The 26,998-nt window shown below is 33.1% G+C and carries 30 protein-coding genes; 16 read left to right on the top strand and 14 right to left on the bottom strand.

Annotated elements, in window-relative coordinates; all coding sequences use genetic code 11:
• Positions 1 to 109: 109 nt before the first annotated feature.
• From FA048_RS11835 to FA048_RS11845, 3 genes are read left to right on the top strand one after another with little or no spacing between them, the layout of a single operon-like run.
• Positions 110 to 439, top strand: coding sequence for an ArsR/SmtB family transcription factor (locus tag FA048_RS11835; protein ID WP_136841093.1), 330 nt, complete (start codon positions 110 to 112; stop codon positions 437 to 439).
• A gap of 4 nt (positions 440 to 443) precedes the next feature.
• On the top strand, positions 444 to 878 hold the full coding sequence (locus tag FA048_RS11840) for an SRPBCC family protein (RefSeq protein WP_136841095.1): 435 nt from the start codon (positions 444 to 446) through the stop codon (positions 876 to 878).
• 47 nt (positions 879 to 925) lie between these two features.
• Positions 926 to 1,474 carry a hypothetical protein gene (locus FA048_RS11845; RefSeq protein ID WP_136841097.1) on the top strand — a complete coding sequence of 183 codons (549 nt, stop codon included), beginning with the start codon at positions 926 to 928 and terminating at the stop codon, positions 1,472 to 1,474.
• Positions 1,475 to 2,085: 611 nt separating this feature from the next.
• Here FA048_RS11845 and FA048_RS11850 read toward each other — a convergent pair.
• On the bottom strand, positions 2,086 to 2,604 hold the full coding sequence (locus tag FA048_RS11850) for a hypothetical protein (protein ID WP_136841099.1): 519 nt from the start codon (positions 2,602 to 2,604) through the stop codon (positions 2,086 to 2,088).
• A complete protein-coding gene (locus FA048_RS11855) occupies positions 2,604 to 3,179 on the bottom strand; it encodes a hypothetical protein (protein ID WP_136841101.1) in 576 nt (191 codons plus the stop codon). Before FA048_RS11855 ends, FA048_RS11850 begins: the two co-directional genes overlap by 1 nt.
• A gap of 235 nt (positions 3,180 to 3,414) precedes the next feature.
• On the opposite strand from FA048_RS11855, the gene FA048_RS11860 reads away from it, so the two are divergent.
• The 3 genes from FA048_RS11860 (at position 3,415) to FA048_RS11870 (ending at position 5,132) form a co-directional block, all read left to right on the top strand.
• Positions 3,415 to 3,609, top strand: coding sequence for a hypothetical protein (locus FA048_RS11860; protein ID WP_136841103.1), 195 nt, complete (start codon positions 3,415 to 3,417; stop codon positions 3,607 to 3,609).
• 328 nt (positions 3,610 to 3,937) lie between these two features.
• Positions 3,938 to 4,879 (top strand): IS1595 family transposase, encoded by a 942-nt coding sequence (locus FA048_RS11865; RefSeq protein WP_136841105.1) that lies wholly within the window; start codon positions 3,938 to 3,940, stop codon positions 4,877 to 4,879.
• Complete coding sequence (locus FA048_RS11870; RefSeq protein ID WP_136841107.1) at positions 4,872 to 5,132, top strand: hypothetical protein; 261 nt, start codon at positions 4,872 to 4,874, stop codon at positions 5,130 to 5,132. Before FA048_RS11865 ends, FA048_RS11870 begins: the two co-directional genes overlap by 8 nt.
• Positions 5,133 to 5,259: 127 nt before the next feature.
• Here FA048_RS11870 and FA048_RS11875 read toward each other — a convergent pair whose 3' ends face one another.
• Positions 5,260 to 5,535, bottom strand: coding sequence for a hypothetical protein (locus FA048_RS11875; protein ID WP_136841110.1), 276 nt, complete (start codon positions 5,533 to 5,535; stop codon positions 5,260 to 5,262).
• Here FA048_RS11875 and FA048_RS11880 point away from each other — a divergent pair.
• From FA048_RS11880 to FA048_RS11890, 3 genes are read left to right on the top strand one after another with little or no spacing between them, the layout of a single operon-like run.
• Positions 5,534 to 5,758 carry a hypothetical protein gene (locus FA048_RS11880; protein WP_136841123.1) on the top strand — a complete coding sequence of 75 codons (225 nt, stop codon included), beginning with the start codon at positions 5,534 to 5,536 and terminating at the stop codon, positions 5,756 to 5,758. The two genes, FA048_RS11875 and FA048_RS11880, sit on opposite strands and share 2 nt — an antisense overlap.
• A 32-nt stretch (positions 5,759 to 5,790) precedes the next feature.
• Positions 5,791 to 6,150 carry an iron chaperone gene (locus FA048_RS11885; RefSeq protein WP_136841125.1) on the top strand — a complete coding sequence of 120 codons (360 nt, stop codon included), beginning with the start codon at positions 5,791 to 5,793 and terminating at the stop codon, positions 6,148 to 6,150.
• 33 nt (positions 6,151 to 6,183) lie between these two features.
• Entirely contained in the window at positions 6,184 to 6,582 is a 399-nt protein-coding gene (locus tag FA048_RS11890; protein WP_136841127.1) for a GNAT family N-acetyltransferase, read from the top strand.
• A gap of 8 nt (positions 6,583 to 6,590) precedes the next feature.
• Here the strand turns inward: FA048_RS11890 and FA048_RS11895 are convergent, their stop codons facing one another.
• The 3 genes from FA048_RS11895 to FA048_RS11905 form a co-directional block, all read right to left on the bottom strand.
• Positions 6,591 to 7,622: a quinone-dependent dihydroorotate dehydrogenase gene (locus FA048_RS11895; protein WP_136841129.1), complete on the bottom strand. Its 1,032-nt coding sequence runs from the start codon at positions 7,620 to 7,622 to the stop codon at positions 6,591 to 6,593.
• A gap of 161 nt (positions 7,623 to 7,783) precedes the next feature.
• The gene (locus FA048_RS11900; protein WP_136841130.1) at positions 7,784 to 8,434 is read right to left on the bottom strand and encodes an NAD(P)-dependent oxidoreductase; all 651 of its coding nucleotides are present in this window, start codon (positions 8,432 to 8,434) and stop codon (positions 7,784 to 7,786) included.
• Positions 8,435 to 8,544: 110 nt separating this feature from the next.
• Positions 8,545 to 8,955, bottom strand: a complete 411-nt coding sequence (locus FA048_RS11905; protein WP_136841132.1) for an Rrf2 family transcriptional regulator — start codon at positions 8,953 to 8,955, stop codon at positions 8,545 to 8,547.
• Positions 8,956 to 9,147: 192 nt separating this feature from the next.
• Here FA048_RS11905 and FA048_RS11910 point away from each other — a divergent pair, with 192 nt between their 5' ends.
• From FA048_RS11910 to FA048_RS11920, 3 genes are all read left to right on the top strand, one after another.
• Entirely contained in the window at positions 9,148 to 12,225 is a 3,078-nt protein-coding gene (locus FA048_RS11910; RefSeq protein ID WP_136841134.1) for an AsmA-like C-terminal region-containing protein, read from the top strand.
• A gap of 267 nt (positions 12,226 to 12,492) precedes the next feature.
• On the top strand, positions 12,493 to 14,403 hold the full coding sequence (locus FA048_RS11915; RefSeq protein ID WP_136841136.1) for an ABC-F family ATP-binding cassette domain-containing protein: 1,911 nt from the start codon (positions 12,493 to 12,495) through the stop codon (positions 14,401 to 14,403).
• Positions 14,403 to 15,665 carry a type IX secretion system plug protein gene (locus tag FA048_RS11920; RefSeq protein WP_136841138.1) on the top strand — a complete coding sequence of 421 codons (1,263 nt, stop codon included), beginning with the start codon at positions 14,403 to 14,405 and terminating at the stop codon, positions 15,663 to 15,665. The genes FA048_RS11915 and FA048_RS11920 overlap by 1 nt, the downstream gene beginning before the upstream one ends.
• A gap of 121 nt (positions 15,666 to 15,786) precedes the next feature.
• Here FA048_RS11920 and FA048_RS11925 read toward each other — a convergent pair whose 3' ends face one another.
• Entirely contained in the window at positions 15,787 to 17,262 is a 1,476-nt protein-coding gene (locus FA048_RS11925) for an alpha-amylase (RefSeq protein ID WP_136841140.1), read from the bottom strand.
• A gap of 309 nt (positions 17,263 to 17,571) precedes the next feature.
• Here FA048_RS11925 and FA048_RS11930 point away from each other — a divergent pair, with 309 nt between their 5' ends.
• Together FA048_RS11930 and FA048_RS11935 are read left to right on the top strand one after the other, a co-directional pair.
• Complete coding sequence (locus tag FA048_RS11930) at positions 17,572 to 18,093, top strand: acyl-CoA thioesterase (protein WP_136841143.1); 522 nt, start codon at positions 17,572 to 17,574, stop codon at positions 18,091 to 18,093.
• A 33-nt stretch (positions 18,094 to 18,126) separates the two neighbouring features.
• Positions 18,127 to 19,320, top strand: a complete 1,194-nt coding sequence (locus FA048_RS11935) for a cation:proton antiporter (protein ID WP_136841145.1) — start codon at positions 18,127 to 18,129, stop codon at positions 19,318 to 19,320.
• On the opposite strand, the gene FA048_RS11940 is transcribed toward FA048_RS11935, so the two are convergent.
• From FA048_RS11940 to holA, 4 genes are all read right to left on the bottom strand, one after another.
• The gene (locus FA048_RS11940; RefSeq protein WP_136841146.1) at positions 19,321 to 19,869 is read right to left on the bottom strand and encodes a hypothetical protein; all 549 of its coding nucleotides are present in this window, start codon (positions 19,867 to 19,869) and stop codon (positions 19,321 to 19,323) included.
• A 121-nt stretch (positions 19,870 to 19,990) separates the two neighbouring features.
• Positions 19,991 to 20,395, bottom strand: coding sequence for an EVE domain-containing protein (locus FA048_RS11945; RefSeq protein ID WP_136841148.1), 405 nt, complete (start codon positions 20,393 to 20,395; stop codon positions 19,991 to 19,993).
• Between the two features lie 40 nt (positions 20,396 to 20,435).
• A complete protein-coding gene (locus FA048_RS11950) occupies positions 20,436 to 20,795 on the bottom strand; it encodes a VOC family protein (RefSeq protein ID WP_136841150.1) in 360 nt (119 codons plus the stop codon).
• Positions 20,796 to 20,866: 71 nt separating this feature from the next.
• The gene (holA, locus tag FA048_RS11955) at positions 20,867 to 21,892 is read right to left on the bottom strand and encodes a DNA polymerase III subunit delta (RefSeq protein ID WP_136841152.1); all 1,026 of its coding nucleotides are present in this window, start codon (positions 21,890 to 21,892) and stop codon (positions 20,867 to 20,869) included.
• A gap of 97 nt (positions 21,893 to 21,989) precedes the next feature.
• Between holA and FA048_RS11960 the strand changes: the two genes are divergently transcribed.
• Together FA048_RS11960 and FA048_RS11965 are read left to right on the top strand one after the other, a co-directional pair.
• On the top strand, positions 21,990 to 22,346 hold the full coding sequence (locus FA048_RS11960) for a hypothetical protein (RefSeq protein WP_136841154.1): 357 nt from the start codon (positions 21,990 to 21,992) through the stop codon (positions 22,344 to 22,346).
• Between the two features lie 4 nt (positions 22,347 to 22,350).
• Entirely contained in the window at positions 22,351 to 22,809 is a 459-nt protein-coding gene (locus tag FA048_RS11965; RefSeq protein ID WP_136841156.1) for a type I restriction enzyme HsdR N-terminal domain-containing protein, read from the top strand.
• Positions 22,810 to 22,996: 187 nt separating this feature from the next.
• On the opposite strand, the gene FA048_RS11970 is transcribed toward FA048_RS11965, so the two are convergent.
• From FA048_RS11970 to FA048_RS11980, 3 genes are all read right to left on the bottom strand, one after another.
• Positions 22,997 to 24,184, bottom strand: coding sequence for a Gfo/Idh/MocA family protein (locus FA048_RS11970; RefSeq protein ID WP_136841158.1), 1,188 nt, complete (start codon positions 24,182 to 24,184; stop codon positions 22,997 to 22,999).
• A complete protein-coding gene (locus FA048_RS11975; RefSeq protein WP_136841160.1) occupies positions 24,184 to 25,554 on the bottom strand; it encodes a 3-keto-disaccharide hydrolase in 1,371 nt (456 codons plus the stop codon). Before FA048_RS11975 ends, FA048_RS11970 begins: the two co-directional genes overlap by 1 nt.
• A gap of 76 nt (positions 25,555 to 25,630) precedes the next feature.
• Positions 25,631 to 26,986, bottom strand: coding sequence for a Gfo/Idh/MocA family protein (locus FA048_RS11980; protein ID WP_136841162.1), 1,356 nt, complete (start codon positions 26,984 to 26,986; stop codon positions 25,631 to 25,633).
• Between the last annotated feature and the right edge of the window lie 12 nt (positions 26,987 to 26,998).

The following is a 26,998-nucleotide window of genomic DNA, read 5'->3' on the forward strand; positions in this document are numbered from 1 at the left end:
AATTTAAAAATTCTTCCTTATAACATTACGCAGATACATCTTCCAAAAATAGATTTGCGTAAGTGTTTACTTACCTATATATTTATAAGCGAACACTTACCTATTTACAATGAGAAGAGATGTCTTTCAGGCTATCGCCGATCCTACCAGAAGAGAAATTATAAACTTATTGGCTGCGAAATCGTTAAACTTAAACGCAATAGCAGATAATTTTAAAATGAGTAGGCCTGCTATTTCCCAACATGTTAAAATACTTATAGAATGTGGCCTTATAAAGATTAAAAAAAATGGCAGAGAAAGATTTTGTGAAGTTAAGTTTCAAAAACTAAAGGAAGTTTCCAAATGGGTAGAACAATACAGTTCCTTCTGGAATAACAAATTAGACGCACTCGAAATTTATTTATCAGACATTAAAACTAAAGTAGAACCTAAAAAATAATACTATGAAATCAGAAAATGTTGTTGTAGAAAGAACATACAATGCTCCTATTGACAAAGTTTGGAGCGCAATCACTAATGTTGACGAAATGAAAAACTGGTATTTCCAATTAGAAGATTTTAAACCTAAAGTTGGTTTTAAGTTTGATTTTTTGGGCGGTCCAGAAGATGGTAAGCAATATCTTCATTTATGTGAAGTAACAGAGGTTGAAGAAGGTAAAAAAATAACCTACAGCTGGCGATATGATAATTATCCTGGAAATTCATTTGTTACCTGGGAGCTCTTTGATAAGGGAGACCAAACTTTATTAAGACTTACGCACGCAGGATTAGATACACTTGAAGAAGGTGGCCCAGACTTTGCAAAAGAGAACTTTGTAGAAGGTTGGACATACTTTGTACATACTGCTTTAAAAGGGTATTTAGAATCAGAAGATTAGGATATAAAAGAGTTTGCATTTTTTGAATTAAAGTTTAATTTTAAAAAATGCAAACTAATGAAAGCGGATTATCATTGCCATTACTAAGTTTTAGACCAGATGGAGCATTAGACATTAAAGCATCTACAACTTCATCAAAAACTGATTTTGATTTCTTTGAGGGAAAATGGAATCTTCAAAATAAAAAATTAAAAACAAGGTTTAGCAATTGCAATGAATGGGTTGAGTTTTCCTCAACTCAAGAAATGTATAAAATTCTGAATGGGATTGGCAACATAGACAACTTCTTGGCAGATTTTGATGGAGAAAAATTTGAGGGAATGACTGTAAGACTTTTCAATCCAAAGACAAAATTATGGAGTATTTATTGGGCAGATTCTAACAATGGCGTATTAGACCCACCAGTTGTTGGCTCATTTGAGAATAACGTTGGTCATTTTTTCACCAAAGATATTTTTGAAGGAAAGGAAATAATCATGGCATTTCGATGGGATGCAAGAGACGTTAATAACCCAATTTGGAGCCAGGCTTGTTCACTAGATAAAGGAAATACTTGGGAATGGAACTGGTATATGTTTATGAGTAGAATAAATTGATAGCGCATCAATTTATTTTAAGTTTAACTATTTTATAAAAGGGGCTCCACAAATTGTCAGTTTGTAATTTCATATCATATAAAGTACAATGCTTAACAACATTGTCTTGATTGACCCTAAAAATGTCTCTTATAAGTTCATTAAACTTATTATAACATCATAAATTTGAATAAAATTAGGTAAGTATACCAATTTTACACTAGAATAAAAATCAACAATAATTAACGGAGCATCTATATAACTTATAGGTGCTTTTTTGTTTTACAACTAATTTTTACAAATATGGATAATGAGAAAAACCTCCCTATTGAGGAGGTTAATAAAAGGATAGGAGATGACATCATAAAATTGTTAACGGGCAAATCTTTTGGAGATGCTATATATTTATTAAATGATGTAAAGAGAAGATTAGAGACTTCGTCCTTCGTCAGCTTTGGAGATAAGAGTCTCGATACCCTTAGCACTTAGGTTGGTTTTAAAAACCTCTCCATTAGTCAAAACTACAAAAGTAACACCTTTATCTTCATACATTCGCACGATATGAAAACTATTAATGGCTATATTGTTTGTCTGTAAATCCACGATTGTTATAAAAATTGGCTTCATAATTATTAGTTGATTTTAAGTTTGAAATTTTTAAAGAATGTTATTAGTATTAGAATTATTCCTGCGAGTAAAAATATGTATAAGTAATCACTTAAGGTAGCCTTTACATAGAAATCCAGTTTGGTTGCATAGTTATACTTTTCGGTATGAAACCATATATCTTCCATCGTTAATTTTACATCGTATTTGTCAATTTTAGTATTAAACGGTGATTTATAGGAAAGAGAAGTAACAGGAGTGCTAGAACCAAGATAGTTATTGTAAGTAGTTTGACCTGTATATGGGTTGTATTGCGATGTGTCAGCTAAATACGAAAATTTTCCAAAGTGGTTAATCGCAAGCAAAATTAAAAAGCCAATAACAAAACTAATAGGAACGGAAATTAGCCAATGTTTATTAATGGTTATTTGCTTTTTGTCAGAAGAAGGGCTTATAGTCTCCTTATGCCCTAGATAGCTATATCCCTTTATCGCCTTATACGCTAGAAAAAGCAATACTATTATGATTATCGAAACAACAATCATTATTGTTCGTGTTTACTATTGTATTTAACAAGACTACCATCGGGAGCATAGACATACATATCTCCACTAGGATATTGGTTTATCCAAAATTGTAATATATCTTCCAAATCATAAATATAAAACCTCTTGTATACTGTCTTATCTACAAAGAAAGAATAACCGTATGTTTTCCCTTGGGGATTTTTCATATAGTTCCTTTTTTCATACGGCACATATTTAGGTGTAATTATTTTTGTAGCAGTTGATGGACTTGTGTATTTAGTGATGGTAGTTGTGACAGGAATGTAGTTTTTTGTCCTATCAAAGTCCTTAAGGTCGTTTCTTCCTATTGCCTCCCAATCTGTATTGTCATTTATTTTTGGAGATGTGTATGTAGAACTACCTGTAACTTTCCCCGTATTTGGATTGTAATTACCCGGATAGGAATAGTTATCGGTTATAGTGTTGTTTGGTGGTGTTCTTTCGTGTGGTTGAACATACGTTCCATTACCCTTATAGTAACCTTTGACAGATACCTGTGAGTAGGTGGTTGCGCTGATTAGAAGCACAAATAGCATTAATAGAAGATTTCTCATTTGTCGTAATTTGAGTAAAAAAATATGGCGTGGACTATAATCTCCAGCCTACTCAGGGTTACGACACCCTTCCACGCATAAAGATACAGCCACGCCATGACGGCGTACTTGAACTTTATATTGCGTGGGCTTCTTTGTCGTAATTTGAGCAAGCAATAAACTCTAGTACAGTATTATAAAATCCTTAAAAGGATTGTCAATCAGTTTTTTAATTCATAAATCAAATATAGTAAAAATGAAAATAATTATCGAGTGCAAAAATGCGCCAACAACAGCCAACATCAAAGATGTTTTATTTAATGTTCAAATAGAACAAACAGATGGTTTATTAAAGCCAGAAATTTATGGAGAGCTAATTCATAAGCTTAATGAGATTAAAGAGATTATGAACCTAAATCAATCCTTAATTTTTCAGCCAATACATGTATAAGCTTACCTATATTATAATATTCTGATACACCAACTACGGTTCTACAAGATGCACATCTTATAAACTGCAACTTATAGTTAGAATTTTTAGGTGTTTCAAGTACTGTTTCAAAGTTACTTGCTTCACATTTTGGGCATTTAGAGGCTAATTGCATAATAATAAGGTTTTTGTTTGAGTTCAAACATACAGGATATTTAATCAATTTCCCAACCCTTCAAATGCTCCGTATCTTTGTAAGGCGGAGCGATTAGTCAGAATTATTTTACACTAAATTATTTGTATTAGTGTAATTAAATTCTTAAATTTGAATAAATCAAAACGTAAAAATATGTTCAACAAAGACTTCAATTCGTTGTTAGACGTTATCAGGCAGTTCTCTACAGAAGAACAATGCATCAAACATTTAGAGGAACTCTATTGGCAAGGTGTGCCACAAAGTCCATTTGCCGAAAGTAGTAAGGTGTATAAATGTGCCAATGGTAAGTACCGTTGTAAGGAAAGCAAAAAGTATTTCACGGTAAAGACAGGTACGATGTTCGATAATACAAAAATCGAGTTGCCTAAATGGTTCTGTGCCGTATATTTGGTAATCAATCACAAGAAAGGTATTTCATCGGCTCAACTAGCACGAGATTTAGGAAATGTTAGCCAAAAAACAGCGTGGTTTATGTTGATGCGTATTAGAAAAGCGTTTGAGATTGAAAATTATAACGAACTTGGTGGAGAGGGACAGATTGTTGAGAGTGATGAAAGTTTTTACGGTGGTCGTAATAAAAACCGCCACGCAGATAAAAAGGTAAAGAATAGTCAAGGTAGGAGTTTCAAGGATAAGACGGCTATAACGGGTATTGTTGAAAGAGGTGGTAAGTTAACGGCAATAGTAACCTTAAGTACGGGAGCAGAAGTATTGCAACCAATGATTAAGAAATATGTTGCAAAGGGAAGTGTATTGATTTCAGACGATTGGAAAGGTTATCACGGTTTACATACAGATTACCACCAATATATGATTAAAGATACTGCATCGGGCTATAAACACGGTTATGACAGCAGTATAATACACACCAACACGATAGAGGGAAGTTGGAAAATTATGAAGAACAGTTTAAGGGATATGTATAACAGCGTATCAAGGAAACATCTTCAAAGTTATGTGGATGAATTCGTTTTCAGATACAACACAAAATTAATAGAGAATGGTGAGAGGTTTAATTATCTTTTGACAAACTCCGCAGTTAGGACAAAATATAAAGACTTGATGAATGCTTAAGATAAAGGAAGAAGATTTACAGAAGTCAGATGATGTGTTAAAAATACAGTTTGATAATAAGTGGTACTACGATATAAAATCTGTTGCCACTTTTTTAAAGGAGGACTTATCAGGCGTGGAGTCGATAAAGCTACCCCTGAAAGGAGAATACAAAGAAGTTGCAACGTTGGAGGAAATTGAAAAGGGAAGAAAAGAAGAACCTTTGTCAGAATTCAATCAGGCACTTCTGAAAATGAAGAAATTTAAGAAATAAAAAATGGGGATATTTGCAGTATCCCCTTTAGCTAACAATAATAAAACTGCAATAATTACCGTTCATCCAGCCATTTAGGGTATAACAGAAAAACTCTGTGTTCGGATTAAGTATTAACTATCATAAATTAGCGTATTTCGTATCTTTCAAAGCTTCCTAAGTTTTGGAGTCTGTAAGTTGCAGTTTTAAATCCTAATTTTCCGTCAGTAGATTTATGCAATTCTAGATCTTCTACCAACATAACATCTATTTCTACCTCATCTTCTTGATAGGGTTTCAAGCCTGTAAAATCTATAGGCTTTATACCGTTTGGTTCCACATATATCAAACGTTTAACGCCTAAAATTTCAATATTAATGTAACCCCTTGTCCCTAAAAGGCCATAATAAACAGATGTACCCATGAAAGAAATCTATGCTTTTTATAACACACATTCTAAATATACCAAAAACTACGGCTCACACAAGGAAAACTATTTAAGATTTTCTATACGTGTTCTTATTGATGTTATATCTTTACCTATTTCTGAACTTATTGAACAATTAGAAAAACAGTATATACAAAATCGAGAAGACCAAATTCTAAATTTGGACGGAAAAGAATATTTAATTAGAGTTTTAGTGTAAAATTGGTATACTTACCTAAAATTATTGATTTCATGAATGCACCAACAAATATCGACGAATACATTTCTAGCTTTCCTCATGAAGTAAAAACGATTTTAGAAAAAGTTCGTTCTACAATAAAAAAAGCTGCTCCAGAAGCGGAAGAATCTATTAGCTACACAATGCCTGCCTTTAAGTTAAAAGGAAAACCACTAGTTTATTTTGCAGGGTATAAAAGTCATATTGGTTTTTATGCTACACCTACCGGCCATGCAGCATTCGAAAAGGACTTATCTGTTTACAAACAAGGTAAAGGATCAGTACAATTCCCATTAGACAAACCAATGCCTTTAGATTTAATAGCTAGGATTACGAAATTTAGGGTTGAAGAGACAATAAAAAAGAAAAATTAAATTACTTATAGACTATCTCAGTTACATGACATTATGGAAATTATCTATAAAACTGATATCACACCCTCAATAACTCAAATAATTGAGTTATATGAAACTTCTGGACTTCCTAGACCAACACATGATGTAGAAAGGATAGAAAAAATGTATAAGAACTCTGATCTAATTGTAACTGCTTGGGAGGGTGACAATCTTGTGGGAGTTTCTAGAACAATAACAGATTGGGTGTGGTCTAGTTATCTTGCTGATCTTGCTGTAAGTCCGAATTATAAAAAATCGGGAATTGGTAAAAGAATAATTGAAATAACTAAAGAAAAGTTAGGTGAACAATCTATGGTCTTATTACTTTCGGTTCCAACAGCAATGGAATATTATCCAAAAGTGGGCTTTAAAAAAGAGAATAGAGGTTTTATAATTGAAAGAAGCAAATAGCCTTGAAACTAGCTAATCAATTCTTTGCAAATCCTCTTCACTAAACCCGGTCCTTCATAAATAAAGCCAGTATACAACTGTACTAAAACTGCACCAGCTTCAATTTTATCTTTCGCATCTTGCGGAGAATGTATACCTCCTACCCCTATAATTGGGAATGATTTATTAGACTTTTCTGATAAATAACGAATTACCTCTGTAGAACGCTGGGTTAAGGGCTTACCACTTAAACCACCCATTTCGCTTTTAACTTTCTCTTCTGTATACAGTCCGTTTCTGTCTATCGTTGTATTCGTAGCAATTACGCCAGCAATACCAGTTTCTTGAACAATTTCTACAATATCATCTAATTGTTCATTGGTTAAATCTGGTGCAATTTTTAAAAGAATTGGACGAGAAATATCATTCTTTAGATTACGTTGCTGTAAAGTATTCAACAATTCTTTTAAAGGTTCTTTTTCTTGTAAAGCTCTTAAACCTGGTGTATTAGGCGAGCTTACATTCACTACAAAATAGTCTACAACATCAAATAAACGATCAAAACACTTAATATAGTCGCTTACCGCATCTTCATTAGGAGTGTTTTTATTCTTACCAATATTACCACCAACAACAATATCTGGATCTTTATCTTTCAATAATCGCAAACGTTCTGCCATTACATCAACCCCTTTATTGTTAAAACCCATTCTATTGATGATTGCATTATCATCTTGTAGTCTAAACATTCTGGGTTTATCGTTACCTGGTTGTGGCAAAGGAGTTACAGTACCCACTTCAATAAAGCCAAAACCTAAATTACTTAAAGCTTCAACATATTCTCCATTTTTATCAAAACCTGCGGCTAAACCAACTGGGTTTTTAAATTTTACACCAAAAACTTCTCTTTCTAATCCTTTTAAATGAATATCATAACTACTACGTAAAATGGTTTTACCTAAAGGAAAATAATCATGAAACCATTTTAATCGTTTTACCACAAAGTGATGTACATTTTCTGGGTCGAACTTAAAAAAAATAGGTTTGATGATTCGATACATACTGCGAAGATAAGTAAAGTGAGCTAAGATGTAAAATGTAAGATGGAAAAGGGGTAAATTTAGAATCAATATTATTCTATTGTTGAATTGCTTTATTGTTTGGACAAATCGCAATACTCAATATGCACATCTCAATTCCATCTTACATTACATTTTCTTCTTTAATACGCTGCAGTAAACTGCTCTTGATGATGCGCTTCGTTTTCTAATTCATCCGCAATTACAATAGCTAAATCTTCAACTGATAAAATTGAACGACCTTCTTCATTAAATACAGGGCTAGTTTTACCCAAACGATATTTACCAGTACGACCAATAGTAATTCCTGGGTGCATTTCTATTGCCGGACTAAAAAACAACCAATCTAATTCTGTTTCTTGTTTAAGGGTATTAAAATAATCTCTAACAGCAGAGGCACCTGGATAAATTTCTGCTGGAAATTGTGGTCCATCAACTAATTGGTTACCATCAATTTGCAAAGTTCCTGCACCACCAATAAAGATATAGCGCTTAACACCTGATAATTTTACAGCTGATTGAATTGCAGTTGCTCCGGTGATGGTATCATTATAAAGATTTGGATTTGCCCAACCTGCATTAAATGCACTAACTACTGCATCAGCTCCTTTTAATGTTTCCGCTAACTCTTCAGTATTTAAAACATCAACAGCTACCTTGATTAACTTTTCATCATCATTTTCAATTTTATCCAAGTTACGAGCAATGGCAACTACCTCATTTCCGCGACTTAATAATTCATTTAAAATGGCTGTTCCCACAAATCCTGTGGCGCCTAAAATTGCTACTTTCATTTTTTTAGTATTGCGATGAGCGTATTGCCTTAGGGGACGAATTGCACTCATCTGGTTAAAGATATATGTTAATTGTAATTAATTTTGTTACAGTTTAGGCTAAAAAATTTTTACTCGAATTTTTTACTGAAATCTGATAAGCTTTGTTTACTCAACTGCTCAATCAGCACTAATTCTGTATCATTATATAAATTGTCTAAATGTTCGTTAATGTTTTTTCCAACAGGACATTTTGGATTTGGCGTATTTTTTTGATGGCCCAAAAAAGAAAGCTGTCTTACACTTTTGTAAACTTCTCCCAGCATAATCTTGTTTGATGAAATAGCTAATGAAGAACCACCATTTTTACCTTCTTTGCTTTGAACAAATCCATGTATACGCAGATTTATCAATTCCTTTCTAACTAAAACAGGATTAATATTTATACTACCGGCCAAGTATTCTGACGACAACAATTCGCCCTTAGCTTTATCTAATAAAGTTAAAATATGCAAAGCGATAGCAAATCTTCCGTTGTTCATTCTGTAATTATTTTTATTACAGTACAAAGATATAAACTAAGTTTGAAAATCCAAATTTAGCTTGGCGATTGTCTATTCATTTTCCTTAATTATTTCCCTTACAGTTCCAAACTATTGGTTAAGAGTTATTAAACTATTCCTAAAAGTTTTAAAAAAGCTATCTTTGTAACTAATCTTTTACAACATTTACGATTGAAAAAATTCATTAAAACTCTAGCTATCAGCATCATTTCTATATTTGCTGCCTTATTTATCATTCCTTATTTAATTCCTCAAACCATAAATAAGGGAATTACAACAGCAATTAATAAAAATATTAAAGGAGAAATTAAATTTGAAAACACTAGTATCTCATTTTTTTCTCATTTTCCTTCACTTACATTAAACCTAAATAAATTTTTATTGAAGGGTTCTGCCCCATTTCAGCAGGACACCTTAATTGCAGCTAAAAAACTTTCATTAGGTATTAATTTGTTTTCTTTATTTTCTAATCAGATTAAGATTGATGAGTTTTATTTAGATAGTGCAAATATTAACATTTTAACAAACGAAAAGGGAATTGCCAATTATAATGTTTACAAAAATGAGCCTAGTAAAGAAGTAAAGAAAAATGATAAAGATCCATCAATAAAAATAGAAGGCATATTCATTACCAATAGTAATTTAGTATATAATGACAAGTCAATTCCTATGTTAGTTAAAACCAGCGGCTTTAATTATTCTGGTCAGGGAGATTTAAGTAACGCCCTTTTCGATTTGAAGAGTAAATTATCCATAGAAAAAATAGACCTATTTTACAACAATACTCCTTATTTACTCAACAAAAAATTAAATGCTAAATTAATCACCAAAGTAAATACCAACTCATTAAATCTAATATTTGATGAGAATAACTTAGAAATTAATGCACTGCCAATTCGTTTTGTGGGTAGTTTTTCTTTCTTGAAAGATGGTTATGAGCTAAATTTTAAAACCAAAGCCAAGGAAACAGATTTACAAGATATATTTAGTGCCCTACCTGCTGAAGTATCAGACAGATTGGCAAAAACCAAAATTAAAGGTTACGGAGAAATCAGCGCATCATTAATAGGCAAATATATTGCAGCTAGTAATACAATGCCTACGCTGTCTTTTGCCATAAAAGTTCGGGATGGCTCTATCTCAAACCCTACTGCTCCTGAACCAATTAGCAACCTATTTCTAAACTTCAAAGCTAAAGTTCCAAATCTAAATCCAGATAGCTTAACTATAAATATGGACAGCTTATTCTTTAACATTGGAAAAGATTTTGTAGCATCCGTAACTAAAATTAAAGGTTATAAACAACCTGAAATTTACACAAACACTCGTTCGAACATTAATTTAGAAAAATGGGCTAAAGTTGTTAATTTCAATAGTTTGCATTTAAAAGGCCAGTTAATAGTTACCTTAAAAGCTGATGGAAAATACAGCACTAAAGTCGTTAAGTCTGGTATAAGACAAATTGATACCGTAATTGCTACTATACCTAAATTTTCCTTAAAAGCAACCTTCTCCAATGGTTATTTAAAATATGCTAGCTTGCCAATAGCGATAAATAAAATTGCCTTTAACATTGATGGTTCAAATACTGATGGTGATTATAAAAACACCGAAATCGCCATCAACAATATTGAGGTAGTGGCATTAAACAATTTCATCAAAGGTTTTGGCAAATTACAAACCACTGAAAATATGGCATTGGATGTTCAGCTAAAATCGCTTATCAATTTTGCCGACATTAAGAACATTTATCCTGTTAAAGGATTAGAATTAAGCGGCTTAATGAACATTGATTTACAAAGCAAAGGTAATTATAATAAAGCCAAAAAGTTATTCCCATTAACTAAGGCAAATATTAAATTGGCTAACGGAAGGATTAAAACTTCAAATTTCAACCAACCATTGGAACAAATAAACATTAATGCAAGCTTAACAAATAATGATGGCAGTTTAAGAAATACCTTTTTGATCATTAAACCAATTTCTTTTGAAATGGCTAAACAGTCTTTTACCTTAAAAGCTGATCTTAAGAATTTTGAAAATATTGCCTATAATGTGAGTTCAAAGGGCGCAATTGATATTGGTAATATTTACCAAATATTTGCTGTAAAAGGATACCAAATAAAAGGAACTATCGTAACAAATGTAAATTTTAAAGGTTTACAAAGTGATGTAAAGGCAAGTCGCTATGGCAAATTACAAAACAGTGGAACTATAACAGTAAAGGACTTAAACTTACAAGCTGATTTGTTCCCAAAAGAGTTTTTAATAAAAAATGGGTTATTCTCATTCGTTGCAGATAAAATGAAATTTGATGAATTTAATGCAGTTTATGGAAAATCTGATTTTAAGTTAAATGGTTATTTAAGCAATGTAATAAATTATGTTTTAAACGAAAAAGCCAAGCTGGAAGGTAATTTTAGACTGCAAAGCAAGCAAATTAATGCTGACGAATTTATGGTATTTGCAGATGAAAAATCAGTTAAATCTACAGCTAGCAAAGGTATTATCTTAATCCCAGATAATCTGAATATCAATTTTACTGCAAATGCGAATAATGTTTTTTATAACGGGTTAAACCTAAAAAATGCTAAAGGAAATATAACTATAAATAATGGAGCACTAGCTTTAAAACAAACAGGATTTAATATTGCAGGTGCAAATATTGAAATGAATGGCAATTACAAAAGCTTAACACCAACTACTGCAACTTTCGATTTCGGATTAAATGCTAAAGAGTTTAACATTGCCAGAGTTTATAAAGAAATTAAGTTATTTAGAGAAATGGCTTCTTCAGCTTCAAAAGTTAAAGGAATAGTAGGTTTAAATTATCAGTTGACAGGTAAATTGAATGATGAAATGTATCCTGTATTTTCATCTCTAAAAGGTGGCGGCTCTCTAACCTTAAAAAAGGTAAGCTTAATGGGCTTTAAGATGATGAATGCTATTAGTAAGGAGACGAAAAGAGATAGTTTAAATAATCCAGATCTTTCTGATGTTGAGATTAAAACGAGTATTAAAAACAACATTATTACAATTGAAAGAACTAAGATGAAAGTAGCTGGTTTTAGACCAAGGTTTGAAGGACAGGTTAGTTTTGATGGCAAACTTAATTTAAGTGGGCGTTTGGGTCTACCACCATTTGGCATTATTGGTATTCCATTAAGCATTACAGGTACACAAGAAAAACCAATTGTCAAATTAAAAAGAAACAAAGATAGCAAGCTAGAAGAAATCGAAGAAAAATGATGGAAAGTGTCAATAGAAAATGGAAAATTGGCCTATTATTAAATTGCTGTATTTAGACAAATTGCAATACTAAATCTCAATTCGCTTTTACATATTTAAACAGCTATAAGAGCCTTTATTAAAAAAACCTAATTACAACTAACACATAGACTGGGAACGAAGACAAAGTAAAGCGAAAAGCAGAAATGATATAGTCATATATTACTCTCTTTCATTTTCAAAAAATAGGCTTGAAAACAGGCTTAAAAATCGTATTTTTGCAGCGAAATGATTTCAATAAACGACTTAACCTTCCTAATTGGCTCAAGAGCCTTATACGACGAAGCAAACTGGCATATTAAACCAGGTGACAGAGTTGGACTAATCGGTGCAAATGGTACCGGAAAGTCTACTTTATTAAAAATAATTGTTGGCGAATATGCTCCATCTTCAGGTAGCATTTCTATGGCGAAAGATATAAAAATTGGTTATTTAAACCAAGATTTACTTTCTTATGAATCACATCACACCATTTTACATGTGGCAATGGAGGCTTTTGAGCGTCAAAACCAATTACATGATGAGATTGAAGAATTATTAAAAAAGATCGAAACAGATTACAGCGAAGAAACTTTGTATAAACTGAGCGATAAACAACAGGAGTTTGAAGCGCTAGATGGTTATAACATTGAATATCGTGCAAACGAAATTTTAGCTGGTTTAGGTTTTAGTACAGAAGATCAACACCGTCCGTTAAATACCTTTTCTGGGGGTTGGCGTATGCGTGTAATGTTAGCGAAAATTCTCTTGCAAACCCCTGATATTTTACTACTAGATGAGCCGACCAACCACATGGATTTACCATCAATTAAATGGTTAGAGAACTATTTAGGTAGCTTTGAAGGTGCAATTGTAATCGTATCTCACGATAGGTATTTCTTAGATAAGATTGTGCGTAAAACGGTTGAATCAAGAAAAGGAAAATTAACTGTTTATGCAGGAAATTATTCATTCTATGTAGAAGAGAAATCATTACGTGGCGAAATTCAAAAGGGAGAATTTAAAAACCAACAAGCTAAAATTAAGCAAGAAGAACGTTTAATTGAGCGTTTTAAAGCAAAGGCAAGTAAAGCTAAAATGGCTCAATCGCGTATGAAAGCTTTAGATAAGATGGAACGTGTGGAAGATGTAGATGATGATAACCCGACCGTAAACTTTAGCTTCAAGTTCTCTAAACCAAGTGGCAGACACGTAATTAAGGTTGACAATGCAACAAAAGCTTATCCAAATATTGATATTTTAGAAAATGCGGATGGCTTGATTGAAAAAGGCGATAAAATTGCCCTGATTGGAGCTAATGGTAAAGGTAAATCTACTTTGTTAAGGATGATTGCTGGAGCCGAAGGTTTTACTGGAAAAATTGAAACCGGACATAATGTAACCACAACTTTCTTTGCGCAACACCAGTTGGAATCGTTGCACTTAGAGAATACTATTTTAGAAGAGTTGCAAGCATTTGCTCCTAAACATACCGATACCGAATTGCGATCTATTTTAGGTTGTTTCTTGTTTACAGGCGATGACGTTTTCAAGAAAATTAAGGTGCTTTCTGGAGGAGAAAAATCGAGGGTTGCCTTGGCTAAATCTTTAACTACAGATTCTAACTTCTTAATTCTAGATGAGCCTACCAACCACTTGGATATTCAGTCTGTTAACATCTTAATTCAGGCTTTACAACAATACGAAGGAACATTTATATCTGTTTCTCACGATAGGTATTTTTTAGATAATGTAGCTAACAAAATCTGGTTCATTGAAGAAGAAAAAATCAAGGAATATCCTGGAACTTATGCCGAATATGAAGAATGGAATAGCAAAAGGGTAATTCCTACGCCTAAACCAATTCCTGTTAAGCCTACTACTGTTGAAGAAAAAAAACCTGTTGAACAAGCACCTGCTAATGCACAACAGCAATTGAAAAAACTCAATGATAAATTAAAAAGAACTGAAGAAGAAATTTCAGTTTTTGAATTGAGCGTAAAAGAAGCTGAAGCTGAATTAGCAAAAGAAGAGATTTTTTCTAATCAGCATAAATTAGAAGAGGCCAATAAAAAATATTTAGCAGAAAAAGCTTTGTTAGACCATGCCCAAAAAACTTGGGAAGATTTGGCTGCAGAGATCATGGAATTAGAGGCTTAATGAAAAAAATAGGGCTGATCTACTTTATGATAACGTGTTATTTTAGCGCTTTTGCACAATATCCAGTTGTCGTGTATGACAATAAAGTATATCAGCCTAATATTAAGACGATTGAGTGTTACAATTCAAAAAAAGAACAATCTTTGCCCCTTATTGCACTAAAGAGTGGTGAAACCATAACCTTAGCCTTTGATGATTTAAAAGGTGGAAATAAAAATTACAGTTACACCATAGAGCACTGTACCTATGATTGGAAGCCCTCTAAAATTAACCAGCTTGATTATCTAGAGTCTTTTAAGGAAGATATCATTTTTAACTATCGCTTCTCTTTCAATACTTTACAAAAGTTTACCCATTATCAACTCAATTTACCAAATGATCAAATTAAGCCCAAACTGGCCGGAAATTATTTGCTAAAAGTTTATGAAGGTAATAACCCTCAAAAAATAGTTATTACGCAGCGTTTTTATATTACAAATAATGCAGTTAATGTGGGTAGTGAAGTTGTTCCAAGCAGTCAGGTAGAATTTAGAAATAGCAAGCAAAAAATTAATTTCACCATTTTTCATCCTATGCCAATCACAAATCCTTTTATGGATTTAAAAGCGATTGTGATGCAAAATAACGATCCACAAACTGCTATACTAAATACCAAACCTACTTTTGTTAAACAAGGTTCATTGGTTTATAATGACATTAACTTAAATGAATTTTGGGCGGGTAATGAGTATCGAAAATTTGATACAAGAAGCTTTCGCTATAAAGGTGAACATGTGCAAGATTTTTATAGAGACACTGCTATAAATGTAATTTTAATCGCAGACCAGCCTTACGGAACCGCTCGTTACAGCAATCAATTTGATGAAAATGGCAACTTCTTTATCCGAAACCAAGACGGAAGAGATAACGTTACAGATAGCGACTACGCTGACGTTTTGTTCACTTTAAATGCTAATCCACCATCTTCAATAGGAAATGCATATGTTGTTGGTAGGTTTAACAACTATATTTTAAATGAGGAAAGCAAGTTAAATTACGAACCAACAAGAAAACGTTTTTATCAGAACATTAAACTTAAACAGGGTTTGTATGATTACAAATATGTTTGGGTAGATGAAAATGGAAAATATAACAACACTATTTTCGAAAGCTCTTTTTTTGAAACAGAAAACACTTATCAAATATTCATTTATTACAAAAGACCGGGCGGTAGATGGGATGAATTGGTTGGCTTTAATAGTGTAAATTCGCTTAAAAAGTAAATTTGTTCATTAGTACATTAGTTCATTAGTCAGGATACACTTCCATATAAACTACAAAACTACTGCACCAACTCAGATCTGAAACTATCAGGTAATGAACAAATGACTATTGAAGAGTGAACTATTCAACTTTTAAAACCCAAACAGAAACACTTCCAGCTTCGCAATAAAACTCTCCTAAACCCTCCTCACTAATTACAACTTCTTCTCCTCTTCTCTCTAAAATATCTACAAAGGTTTTACCTGCAAAATGTTTACCAATCTCCATTTCCTTAAAACCCTCATTACCATTACTCATTAAAACTGCAATACCAGAATTTGGGTGTTCGTCATCCCCTGCTCTTGTCCAGCCTATACAATTGTTATGGTCTAAATAATCTATCTGACTGCCATAAGCGAAACTCTGCCTTACTTTCAACAACTGCGGAAGTTCCGCCAAATGAACCAATTCAACTTTCTGACCATTATCTTCATATGCAGCACCATATACATCCGTGTAAAATACGCAAGGTATACCTGCCTCTCTCAGTAAAATCATAGCATAAGCCAAAGGCCTAAACCAATATTCTATAAAAGATTCTAAAGCTTGCATAGGCTGAGAATCATGATTATCAACAAAAGTTACTGCTAATAATGGATTTCTGTGTGCTAAAGTATTTTCGAATATGCAGTTCAAATCATACTCTTTCCCAGCTTTAGATGCCAGATAGAAATTATGATGTAACAATGAATCAAAAAGCTGTGTTTTACCACCCGTAATTTCAATGTATTTTTCAAGTTCTTCTACACTTTCTATATTCCAATTTTCAGCAACAAAAAAGAGCTCTCGCTGGCATTCCTTTTTCATCCAGTCAATCCATTCTACTAAAAATTCTGCAGGAATATGTTTAACTGCATCTAATCTAAACCCATCTAAGTTGCAGTTATCAAAATACCATTTCCCCCACCTTTTTAACTCTTCCCTAACAGCTAGATTTCGAAAATCAATATCATTAAACATCAAATAATCGTAATTACCAAGCTCTTTAGATGGAACCTCTTCCCAACCTTCACCGTATTCATTTTGTATGGCATATATCGCTGTTTCTTTTATGTCTTCAGCATAATCTACCCCACTAAAACATTTGTAGTCCCAAATAAATTCAGAATATTTTCCTGCCCTACCAGGAAACGTAAATTTCGTCCATGCTTCGATTTCCATATCTTCAGAAATGAACTCATTTCTATCCTCTTCGTTTACCTTTCTAACTTTTATCTTTTCCACTTCATCGCCTCCGGCTTTGTGATTGAAAATGGTATCAGCAAGCACATTTATTCCATTTTTATGAAATTCATTAATTGCAGCTATATACTGTTCTTTACTTCCGTATTTGGTAGGGATGCTATTTTTCTGGTCAAATTCTCCCAAATCAAATAAATCATAGATATCATAACCTATAGAGTAACCACCATTACTGCCCTTACAAGCAGGTGGAAGCCAAACTCCAGTAATACCCATTGATGCTAAGTTTTTGGCTTCTTTTTTTGCCTTGGTCCATAAATTATCTGGTTCATTGTAATACCAATGAAAATATTGGATGAGCGTTTGATTTTGCATAGTAAATTTTGGATTTCGATGCGTTTATAACGGTAATTTATGGTTATTGTTTGAATTATTGTTAAATTAAACGTTAAGGAATTAAGCTACATCACTCATTAATGCTTAAAAGATTGTTTTAAAAGCAGGAGTAGTTTTTCATTGGATAAAACAGCCCTGCTCTCGTTCCAAGCGAAAAGCTTTCCACTAAATCGGGTTTAGGCAACTTTTGTTGTGCAACTATGAGCGGTTTAATAGTCATTCCCAAAAGAAAGATTTCTAAAATAAATAGCTAAAAAGGCACCTATTTTCTGTATTTTCGCCCCCATTATGAGTATAAAAGCTAAAAATCCAAAAAATTCGTTCACCATAATGAATGAATTAGTGCTACCAAATGACACAAACACTTTAAACAATTTAATGGGTGGGAGGTTATTGCATTGGATGGATATTGCCGCAGCTATTTCTGCTCAAAAACATTGCAATAGAATTGTGGTTACAGCATCTGTAGATAATGTTTCTTTTAAACAAGCTATAAAATTGGGTGATGTAATTACTATAGAAGCAAAGGTTACACGGTCATTTCATACTTCTGTAGAAGTAAGGTTAGACGTTTGGGCAGAAAATATTCCTTCTGGAACTAGAGCAAAAAGTAATGAAGCTTATTACACCTTTGTAGCGGTTGACCAAAGCGGCAGAACTATCCCTGTACCAGAACTTAAACCAGAAACAGAAGAAGAAATAGAATTATTTAATGGCGCATTACGTCGCAGGCAATTGCGTTTAATTTTGGCCGGAAAAATGGAGCCAAATGATGCAAGCGAATTAAAAGCTTTATTTTTTAAGGATTAGTTAAGGCCATTTGGTCGGTAAAAAAACAGTAAAATGACGACCTATACAACTTTAATAATCTTAAGCGGATTAGTTATTTTCTCTTATTTGTTTGACTTAGTTGCAAGTAAAACAAAACTACCTTCAGTTTTATTGTTATTACTTTTAGGTATTGGATTACGGCTTTTGGTAGACAATCTTAATATCCAGACCTTTAACTTTTTAAAAATTTTACCCGCCCTTGGCACGGTTGGGTTAATTTTAATTGTATTTGAAGGATCACTCGAACTTAAATATGATAAAGACAAGAATAAAGTTATAAAAGGAGCATTTTTAGCTGCCTTAATAATGTTACTGTTTACTGTAACTATAATTAGTTTTATTATCTATCAAATTACTGGACAAGATTTGTATCTCTGTTTTGTAAATGCGATACCATTTAGCGTAATCAGCTCCGCTATCGCAATTCCTTCTGTTGCTGGGTTAGCTAAAAAAAGTAGAGAATTTATCATTTACGAAAGTTCATTTTCTGACATTTTGGGCATTATTCTCTTTAATTTTGCCATTTCAAATCAGCACATTTCAGCAAGTTCTTTTGCAAGTTTAGGCTTAAATACTGCTTTAATATTAATTCTTTCTGTTCTAGCCTGTATTTTCCTGCTTTACATTATGGGTAAAATCTCTCATCATATCAAATTTTTTTTAATCATTTCTATTCTGATTTTGGTATATGCCATTGGGCAATCTTACCATTTATCTTCCTTAATTTTAATTCTATCATTTGGGTTATTTCTTAACAACGCCGATACTATTAAATATGCATGGTTTAAAACCATTTTTATCTATGAAAATCTTTCTAAAGATTTAGTTCAGCTACATCAACTATCTGCAGAAAGTGCCTTTATTATCCGTACTTTTTTCTTTGTAATTTTTGGTTTTACTATGAATATTTATCAGCTAGATGACCAAAACATCATTGTTAACGGATTGTTGATCTTAATAAGCATCTACATCTGTAGGTTTACTTACCTCCTTATCTTTAAGAAAGATCGTGTGTTGCCAGAAGGTTTTGTATCTCCAAGAGGCCTAATCAGTATACTTTTATATTACAATTTACCAGCCAGCATGAAATTGCCAGAAATTAGTACTGCATTTTTATTTGTGGTTGTACTTGGCTCAAGTTTAGTAATGAGTATTGGCTTAATTGCTACTAAAAAAGGTCACAAAAAAGAAACTATTGAAGCTTAATTATTTTATTGCTTTTAAGTTCTTTAATGCCAACATACTTTGTGGACTTCTTTGGTAATCTATAGAAAAGTAACTTAAACTTTGCTCTTCTTCTGCAGTAAGTTTATTTTTAAAACTATAACTAGCAATTGGAGAATTGATAGCTTGAATTGGAATAGCCATAAGATTCGCTACACCATTAATAACACCAGTAGCAACAGAGCCAGTGATCTGTTCTCCTAGGGTTGGCTCTACTTCTCCCCATTTATTAACCATTTTATCGCCTTGCGAAATATTATACTCTGAGGTATCCCAACTGTAATTAATATACGTTTTTGCTTGATATGGACTTTTAACGACTTTAATTTTTATTGATTTAATCAATTTTGTCTCAATTCTAACAAAACCCGATTCAGCGTCCAAGACTACATAATTAGAATCTACTCTTTGTAGTATACCTTTTTGTTGTCCCTGAGTAGTTTTTACTACAGCCAAATAGGGCTTTATTTGCTGAGTAAAAGCTGAATTATAAACAAAAATGATCAGAAGAAAAGAAAGCGCTATTTTCATAAGATTCGTTTTTAGCTAACTAGCAAATAACAAGCCAATTAATTAGCTCATTATAGTTAAAAACGCTTCGTTTACATCTTAAAGAACTGGCTGTTTATATACCTTTTAATGTATAACCAGCTTAGCTGCCCATTTCTAAAATTTTATCGAATTCTGTTGCTTTTAAGGGCATTACTGATAAACGACCCTGCTTTACCAATGAAATATCCTTCAAGCTTTCTTCGGCTTTAATTTGCTCTAGTGTTACTGGTTTATCTAAAGCTTGTACTGGTACTAAATCTACAACTACCCAATTTTTATCATCGGTTGTTGGATCTTGGTATGATTCTTTAACCACTTTAGCAATGCCAACAACATTTTTGCCCTCGTTACTATGGTACCAAAGCACTAAATCCCCTTCCCTCATCTCTCTGAGGTTGTTGCGAGCTTGATAATTACGAACGCCATCCCAAAAAGTACGACCTTCTTTATTAAATTTTTCCCAACTGTATTTAAACGGTTCTGATTTGACTAGCCAATGTTTCATATGAATTTATATCCCGAATTATGATTTATGAATAAAATAGCTAAGAAGCAAACTCTGGATTTTCAATTAAACCAATTACATTTCCAAAAGGATCATAAATACTGCCAACCCAAATTGCACCACCTACGTTTTTTGGTGCTTCATGAACTTCAATTCCAGCTGCCACAAACTTTTTAAAACAGGCTTCAATATCTTCAACTCCCCAATAAGTAATGGAAGTGCTTCCACTTTTATAACCAGAAGGATCTGGATCTAGACCTAACTCGAAACCACCAACATTATAACCTACATAAAAAGGTTCGTCAAAATATGGGGTTATTTCAAACACTGTTTTATACCATTCTTTGGCCTTTGTTAAATCATTAACATGATATACGATGGTTCTTAATCCTTTTAGCATTTTTTGATTTTTATATTGTTGAATTAATAAATTGTTGGAAGTTGAGCTGATAATTGCAAACTGTAAAATGACTAGTGAATCATCTTAAAAAGCATTTCTTTTAGTAATTCCCCATCAGTTGTATTTCCTGTACTATCTAATCCTTTACTTTTTAAATCATACGCTCTTAATAAACTGATGATTTCGAAAGTTTTTGCATCATTAAAAGTTCTGGCAGCCGTTTCATAATCTTTAATAAAATATGGGCTAACACCTAATTCCTTGGCAGCATCATTTTTATTTGGCAGGTAATGATATTTTAAAATCTTCGTGAAATAACCGTTTAAATTTGCCATTACCATTACCATGGGGTTTGCTTTTGGGTTATCTGCAAAGTAATTCACAATCTGATTGCATTTTAAAACATTTCTTGTGGCCAAGGCTTTTTGCAATTCGAAAACATTGTATTCTTTACTAATGCCAATGTTTTTCTGAATATGTTCTGTATTAATGGTCGTTTCTTTACTAATGTTTAAACAAAGTTTCTCAACTTCATTAGCAATTTTAGATAAATCTGTACCTAAGTATTCTGCCATTAAAGCTGCTGCCTGAGGTGCAATTTTATAACCTTTTTCTTTAATGTGTTCTTCAATCCAAGGCATTAATTTATAATCACGAACAGGATCTGATTGAAAAATTACTCCATTTTTTGAGATTGATTTGTATATCTTTTTGCGTTTATCGAAGTTGGCGTATTTGTAAGCCAGAACCAAAATTGTACTTGGTAAAGGTTTTTCAAAATAATTTAAAGCAAATTCAGCTTCTTTACTGCTGCCTTCTGTTTCTTTTGCCCATTTTAAATCTTGTGCCTCTTTAACAATAATCACTTGATACTCCGACATCATGGGGTATCGTTTTGCCGCATTTAAAATAGTTGCCATATCGGTATCTTTACCGTACAATACAGTTTGGTTAAAACCCCTTTCGCCATCATTTAAAACATTACTCTCTATATAATCAACCACTTGATCAATATAATACGGTTCTTCACCCTGTAATAAATACAGTGGTTTAAATTTTCTGGTTTTTAAATCTTTTATAATATCTACGGCACTCATTTGCGGTAAATTTACAATTTACGATTTACGATTTACGATTTTGGTGAAATAGTTTATTCACAAATATTAACTTTGACAACAATAAATTAAAAATAGATTGGATCAGGAAACCGCAAAGTATATTGTTAATTATTTTTCTGCATTATTAACCGATTCGGAAAGGCTAGCTATTAGACATACGCACTCTTTAATAAAGCTTGACTTAAAGGAAATCACACAAAATACTAATTATCCTCTATTAAATATTTATAAGAGAAAAGGGTGGATAACTGAAGATATTGAAATTTTAAATTTATTAAAAGAGGGCTATGATAACTTTGAAGTTAAAGCTGCTGAAAGAATAATGTGTGAAAATTGCGAAAAGGTTTTCTTAAATAACTGTCCTAGTTGCAATAAATTGGCAAGAACCCCTGAAGCAAAACAATGTAGATTCTGCTCATTCAATTGGCGATAAATAAATGTTTAATCCAACTCCTCTTAACCTACCTAACCATCCTTTTAAAATTACCCAAAGGGATGATTTGTATTTTATTTTCGATGAGATAAGAAAGAAACACTTGGTATTAACGCCCGAAGAATGGGTTAGACAGCATTTTATTCGCTATTTACTGAAGGAAAAAGGTTTCCCATCAGCCTTGCTACAAATTGAAGGTGGACTGAGCTTAAATCAGACTAGAAAGCGAAGTGATATTTTAGTTTATGACAATGTAGGTGAAAAGATAATGGTGATTGAGTGTAAAGCTCCTTCAATTGCAATTACCCAAGCTACTTTCGATCAAGCTGCAAGATATAATTCTGTTTACAAGGCTCGCTGGTTGGCGGTTACCAATGGCTTAAATCATTATTATGCAAAAATTGACCATACCAATGGAAAATTTTTATTTGTTGAAGAATTACCTAGTTATAAAGAGTTGTAGTAATTGTAATTCCAACTCCGTAGATCGTCAAAGTCTGTCACGTTGAGCTTGTTGAAACGGCCATTCAATTATCAACAATAGATCCTGCGACAGGCTCAGGATGACACAAACTTAAAAACCTTTTGACAAGCTCAGGATGACATTAACTCTTAGATTCTTCGCGATGCTCAGAATGACAAACAATCCTCTAAAAATAATCCTTCTTCCAAAACTGTGTCTTTCCACTATAAATTGCTTCATTACACATGGCTACGCAAATAGAGGCTTGAGTTCCGGTATTAATGTTCGAGACTGGCATTTTGCCTTCAGTAATTGATTTATAGAATTCTTCTAACGCATAGAAAGTTCCATCTTTAGTGGGTTTGTCTAAAATTGGTATTCCACCATCTTTGTTCACTACTATTTTGGTAGCTCCGGTTACTCCGTCAACAATTCCTAGCTGTTTAACTGTTTCCATTTCTGGATAGAAGATTCCGGTATCTGGCAATAAATTAACTGAACCTTTTGTGCCTTTGATTTTGAATAAATAACCATCATGAGCATTACCGCAAGTTGCACCAAAATTGCCAATCATACCCGCATTTTTGTAGCGTAAGGTTGCTTGAACATTGTCATATGTTTCCCTACCATCCTTATAAATATCTATCCCACCAGTACCAATAATTTCATCAGGTTGTGTTTCAAAAGCCCAATTAATAAAATCTATTTGATGCGATAACAACTCTGCAGGTAATCCTCCAGAGTATTCTTTATACATCCGCCAATTAATTTGTCTTTCTAGGCTCGGATCTGGAACAGCTCTACGCCAATTTCCATTTCTATCCCAACGGCAATCTATTTGAGAAACTTTGCCTATATATCCACTTTGTATCATCTCTTTAACCTTAAAGTACAAAGGAGAATAACGATACTGATAGCCTACTTGAAAAACTTGTTTTGGATATTGTTTAACCAACTTTCTTAATGCCAAAGCTTCGTCAATGTCATAAGTCATTGTTTTCTCTACATAAACGCTTTTGCCAGCCAAAACTGCATCCTTTGCAATTCTAAAATGTTCGTTTAAGGGGGTTGCTATAAAAACAGCTTCTATCTTTTTATCGTCGAGTATTTTTTTATAATCCTTTACAGCAATAGCTGATGAAGGAACATATTTTTTAGTCTGTTCTAATCTAAAATCCAACACATCGCAATAAGCTACAATATTAAATTTAGTGCTCATTTTCTGGATTACAGATAAAACTCCTTTCCCTCTATCTCCACAACCAATCATTGCGATATTTATTGGGGCTAAAGCTGCTCCTGCAAAAAGATTTTCAGCCATTAAAATACCTGAGCCAAGCAAAGCTGATTTCTTAACAAACGAACGACGATGCATTATAAAGTTTTGATTTTAATAGTCCTAAAACTCACTTTGTTACCATGATCTTGCAACAAAAGATGACCTTTCGCAGCTTCACCAAAGTTTTTCCAATCTTTATATTTACTAATGGCAACTAATTTTTTAAACTCTTCAGAGCCCTTGGTATACTCTAAAACTTTAACCCCGTTTAAATAATGTTCTACTTTATTATTAGGATAAACTACAACTCTACCTCTATTCCAAGTACCAATTGGTCTCGGACTTCCCAAAACTTTCTTTGCTGTCATTAAATCATATAATGAAGATAATGTTCGATTTCCATCTCTACCTAGTTTTGCATCTGGATGTTTTTCATCGTCCAATACTTGATATTCTAATCCAATAGCAGAGCCTGCATTTTTTTCGGCCAACGTAACGAAGTATTTAACTCCACTATTTGCCCCTTCAGTTAGTTTAAACTCAAAAGACAAATCGAAAGCAGCAAATTGTTCCTTACTTACAATATCGCCACCATTGGTAGATTCTGCGCCATTAGAAGGCAACACACTTAATTGACCATCTGCAATATCCCATCCTTTAGCAGGAAAAGCATCTTTATAAGCACCAACCCACCCAGCATTTGTTTTACCATCAAAAAGCAATTTATAGCCGTTTGCCTTTTCCTGAGCCGATAAAGTATTTGGGGTTAAATTAACCACGTATGTAGCTTTTGGAAAAGCTTGAGGTTTTAAGTTTTCTGTTTGGATATTGATGTTCTTGAAATAAACTTTCTTTCCTTCTAGATAAGTTTTATTACCCAAACCATGTACTTGCAAACCAATAAACCCAGATTTATCTAAAGTATCAATCACATAAGAAACAGGTATTCCATTAACCCAAGTTTTCATTTCATTGCCAATGCATTCTATTTTGTAATGATTAAATTCTTCGGTTTTATAAGCAGTTTTTGCAGCTGGGTTTTGTTCCAATGGATATAACCAAAGTCTTCTTGCTTCATCATAAATACCACCTGTCCAAGCTCTTGGTGTTGGATCGATTTCCATTTGTCTTCCAAAAACCCTTCCTTTTCCATTGTTAGCAGTTGGATCTAAATGGCTTCTGGTTTGTACTCCAGAATTAGTTTCCACTCCTTCTAGCTTTACATCTAGTTCTAAAATAAAGTCACCATATTCTTTTTCTGTTATTAAAAATGAATTTGGTAAACCAGCTTTCATGGTACCAACAATCATTTCATTCTCTACGGCATATGGAGCTAGGCCAGCAACAATTTTCCAACCGTTTAATGTTTTACCATCAAACAAATGTCTTTTTTGAGCATTGGCCACTGAGATGAGGCTGATTAGAGAGAGAGTTAAAAGGCTAATTTTTTTAAAGTAACTGAACATAATTATAGGGTTGATTTTTGATTATAGATCTTCGCTTCGCTCTAAATGACAAAGTTTAGCAATGACGAGTTAACTACTAATATTTAAAGATTTTTCCACCAGCCATCACTTCTTGCGTTTTTTCATCAAAAATGGCTTTTGAACCTGTACGTACTGCTGCATTTGTCATAATATTGGCAATAGAATGATAGTAACCTGCTTCAACTGGTGCATTTGGTGTTTTTCTACTTCTTACACATTCCATCCAATTGCGCATATGGCCAGAAGTTAAGTTATCTCCTCCCATATTTGCATCACTTGCGGTTTTAATTTCTTTTTTAGAAAGATCAAAAGGAGCTAGCAAATTAGCTTTCATCCCCATTGCCGCAGCTTCTCTTTCACCTAATCCACCCTTTGGTGAAACCTTGTTCGTCATTAAGTTTAATTCACCACCATTTGAATAATAAACTTCACCAACATCACCCACACTATTTTGCATTCTTGAAGTAAATGTTACCTGAAACCCATCGCTTCCATCTGGTTGTCCATAATCAAATACGGCTACCATCGAATCCCAGTTTTTACGACCATCTTTCCAAGTGTAAATTCCGCCATTGGCAACTACACTTCTCGGATGTTTTAATTTAGTAAACCAATGTACGGTATCAATTTGATGTGACATCCATTGCCCTGGCATTCCAGAAGAATATGGCCAAAACAATCTATATTCCAAGTATTTTCTTGGGTCATAAGTGTCTGCTGGGCGATTAACTAAAAATCTTTTCCAGTCGATATCTTCTTGTCTCAATTTCTCTACTAATGCAGGTCTACGCCACCTTCCAGGTTGATTTACATTCCAAACTAAATCTACAGCTGTGATTGGTCCAAATTTTCCATCTTGGATGTATTGGGCTGCGTTGGCATAGTTTTCTCCGCTTCTGCGTTGCGAACCTATTTGAACTATTTTTTTACTTTCATTTACTGCTTTTAATGCGGCTTTTGCATCAGCCATTGTTTCTGCAAAAGGTTTTTCTATATAAGCATCACAACCAGCTTTTACGGCTTCGATGGTATGCATGGCATGTTGAAAATCGGCAGTACTCACAATTACGGCATCTAAATCTTTCATAGCGTAAAGCTCATCGTTATTTCTACAAGCTTTAATATCATGGCCTATTTTCCCTTGAATGTGCGCAATACCCAAATCTCTCCGGTAATTCCAGAGATCAGAAAGACCTACAATATCAAAATTAAGTTCTTTATTATGGTTTTGGAAACATGGGAATAGGGTATCTTTAAATCTGTCAGAAAAACCAACCACACCCACTCTTACCCTATCATTGGCACCAATAATCCGACTATAACTTTTTGCACTACTTGTTAATGTACCGGCATAAGTTGCTGCTGCAAGCATAGTTGACTGTTTAATGAATTTTCTTCTCGAATTTTCCATGAAATAAAGTTT

This window comes from Pedobacter polaris (genome assembly GCF_005116505.1).
GTDB lineage: Bacteria > Bacteroidota > Bacteroidia > Sphingobacteriales > Sphingobacteriaceae > Pedobacter > Pedobacter polaris.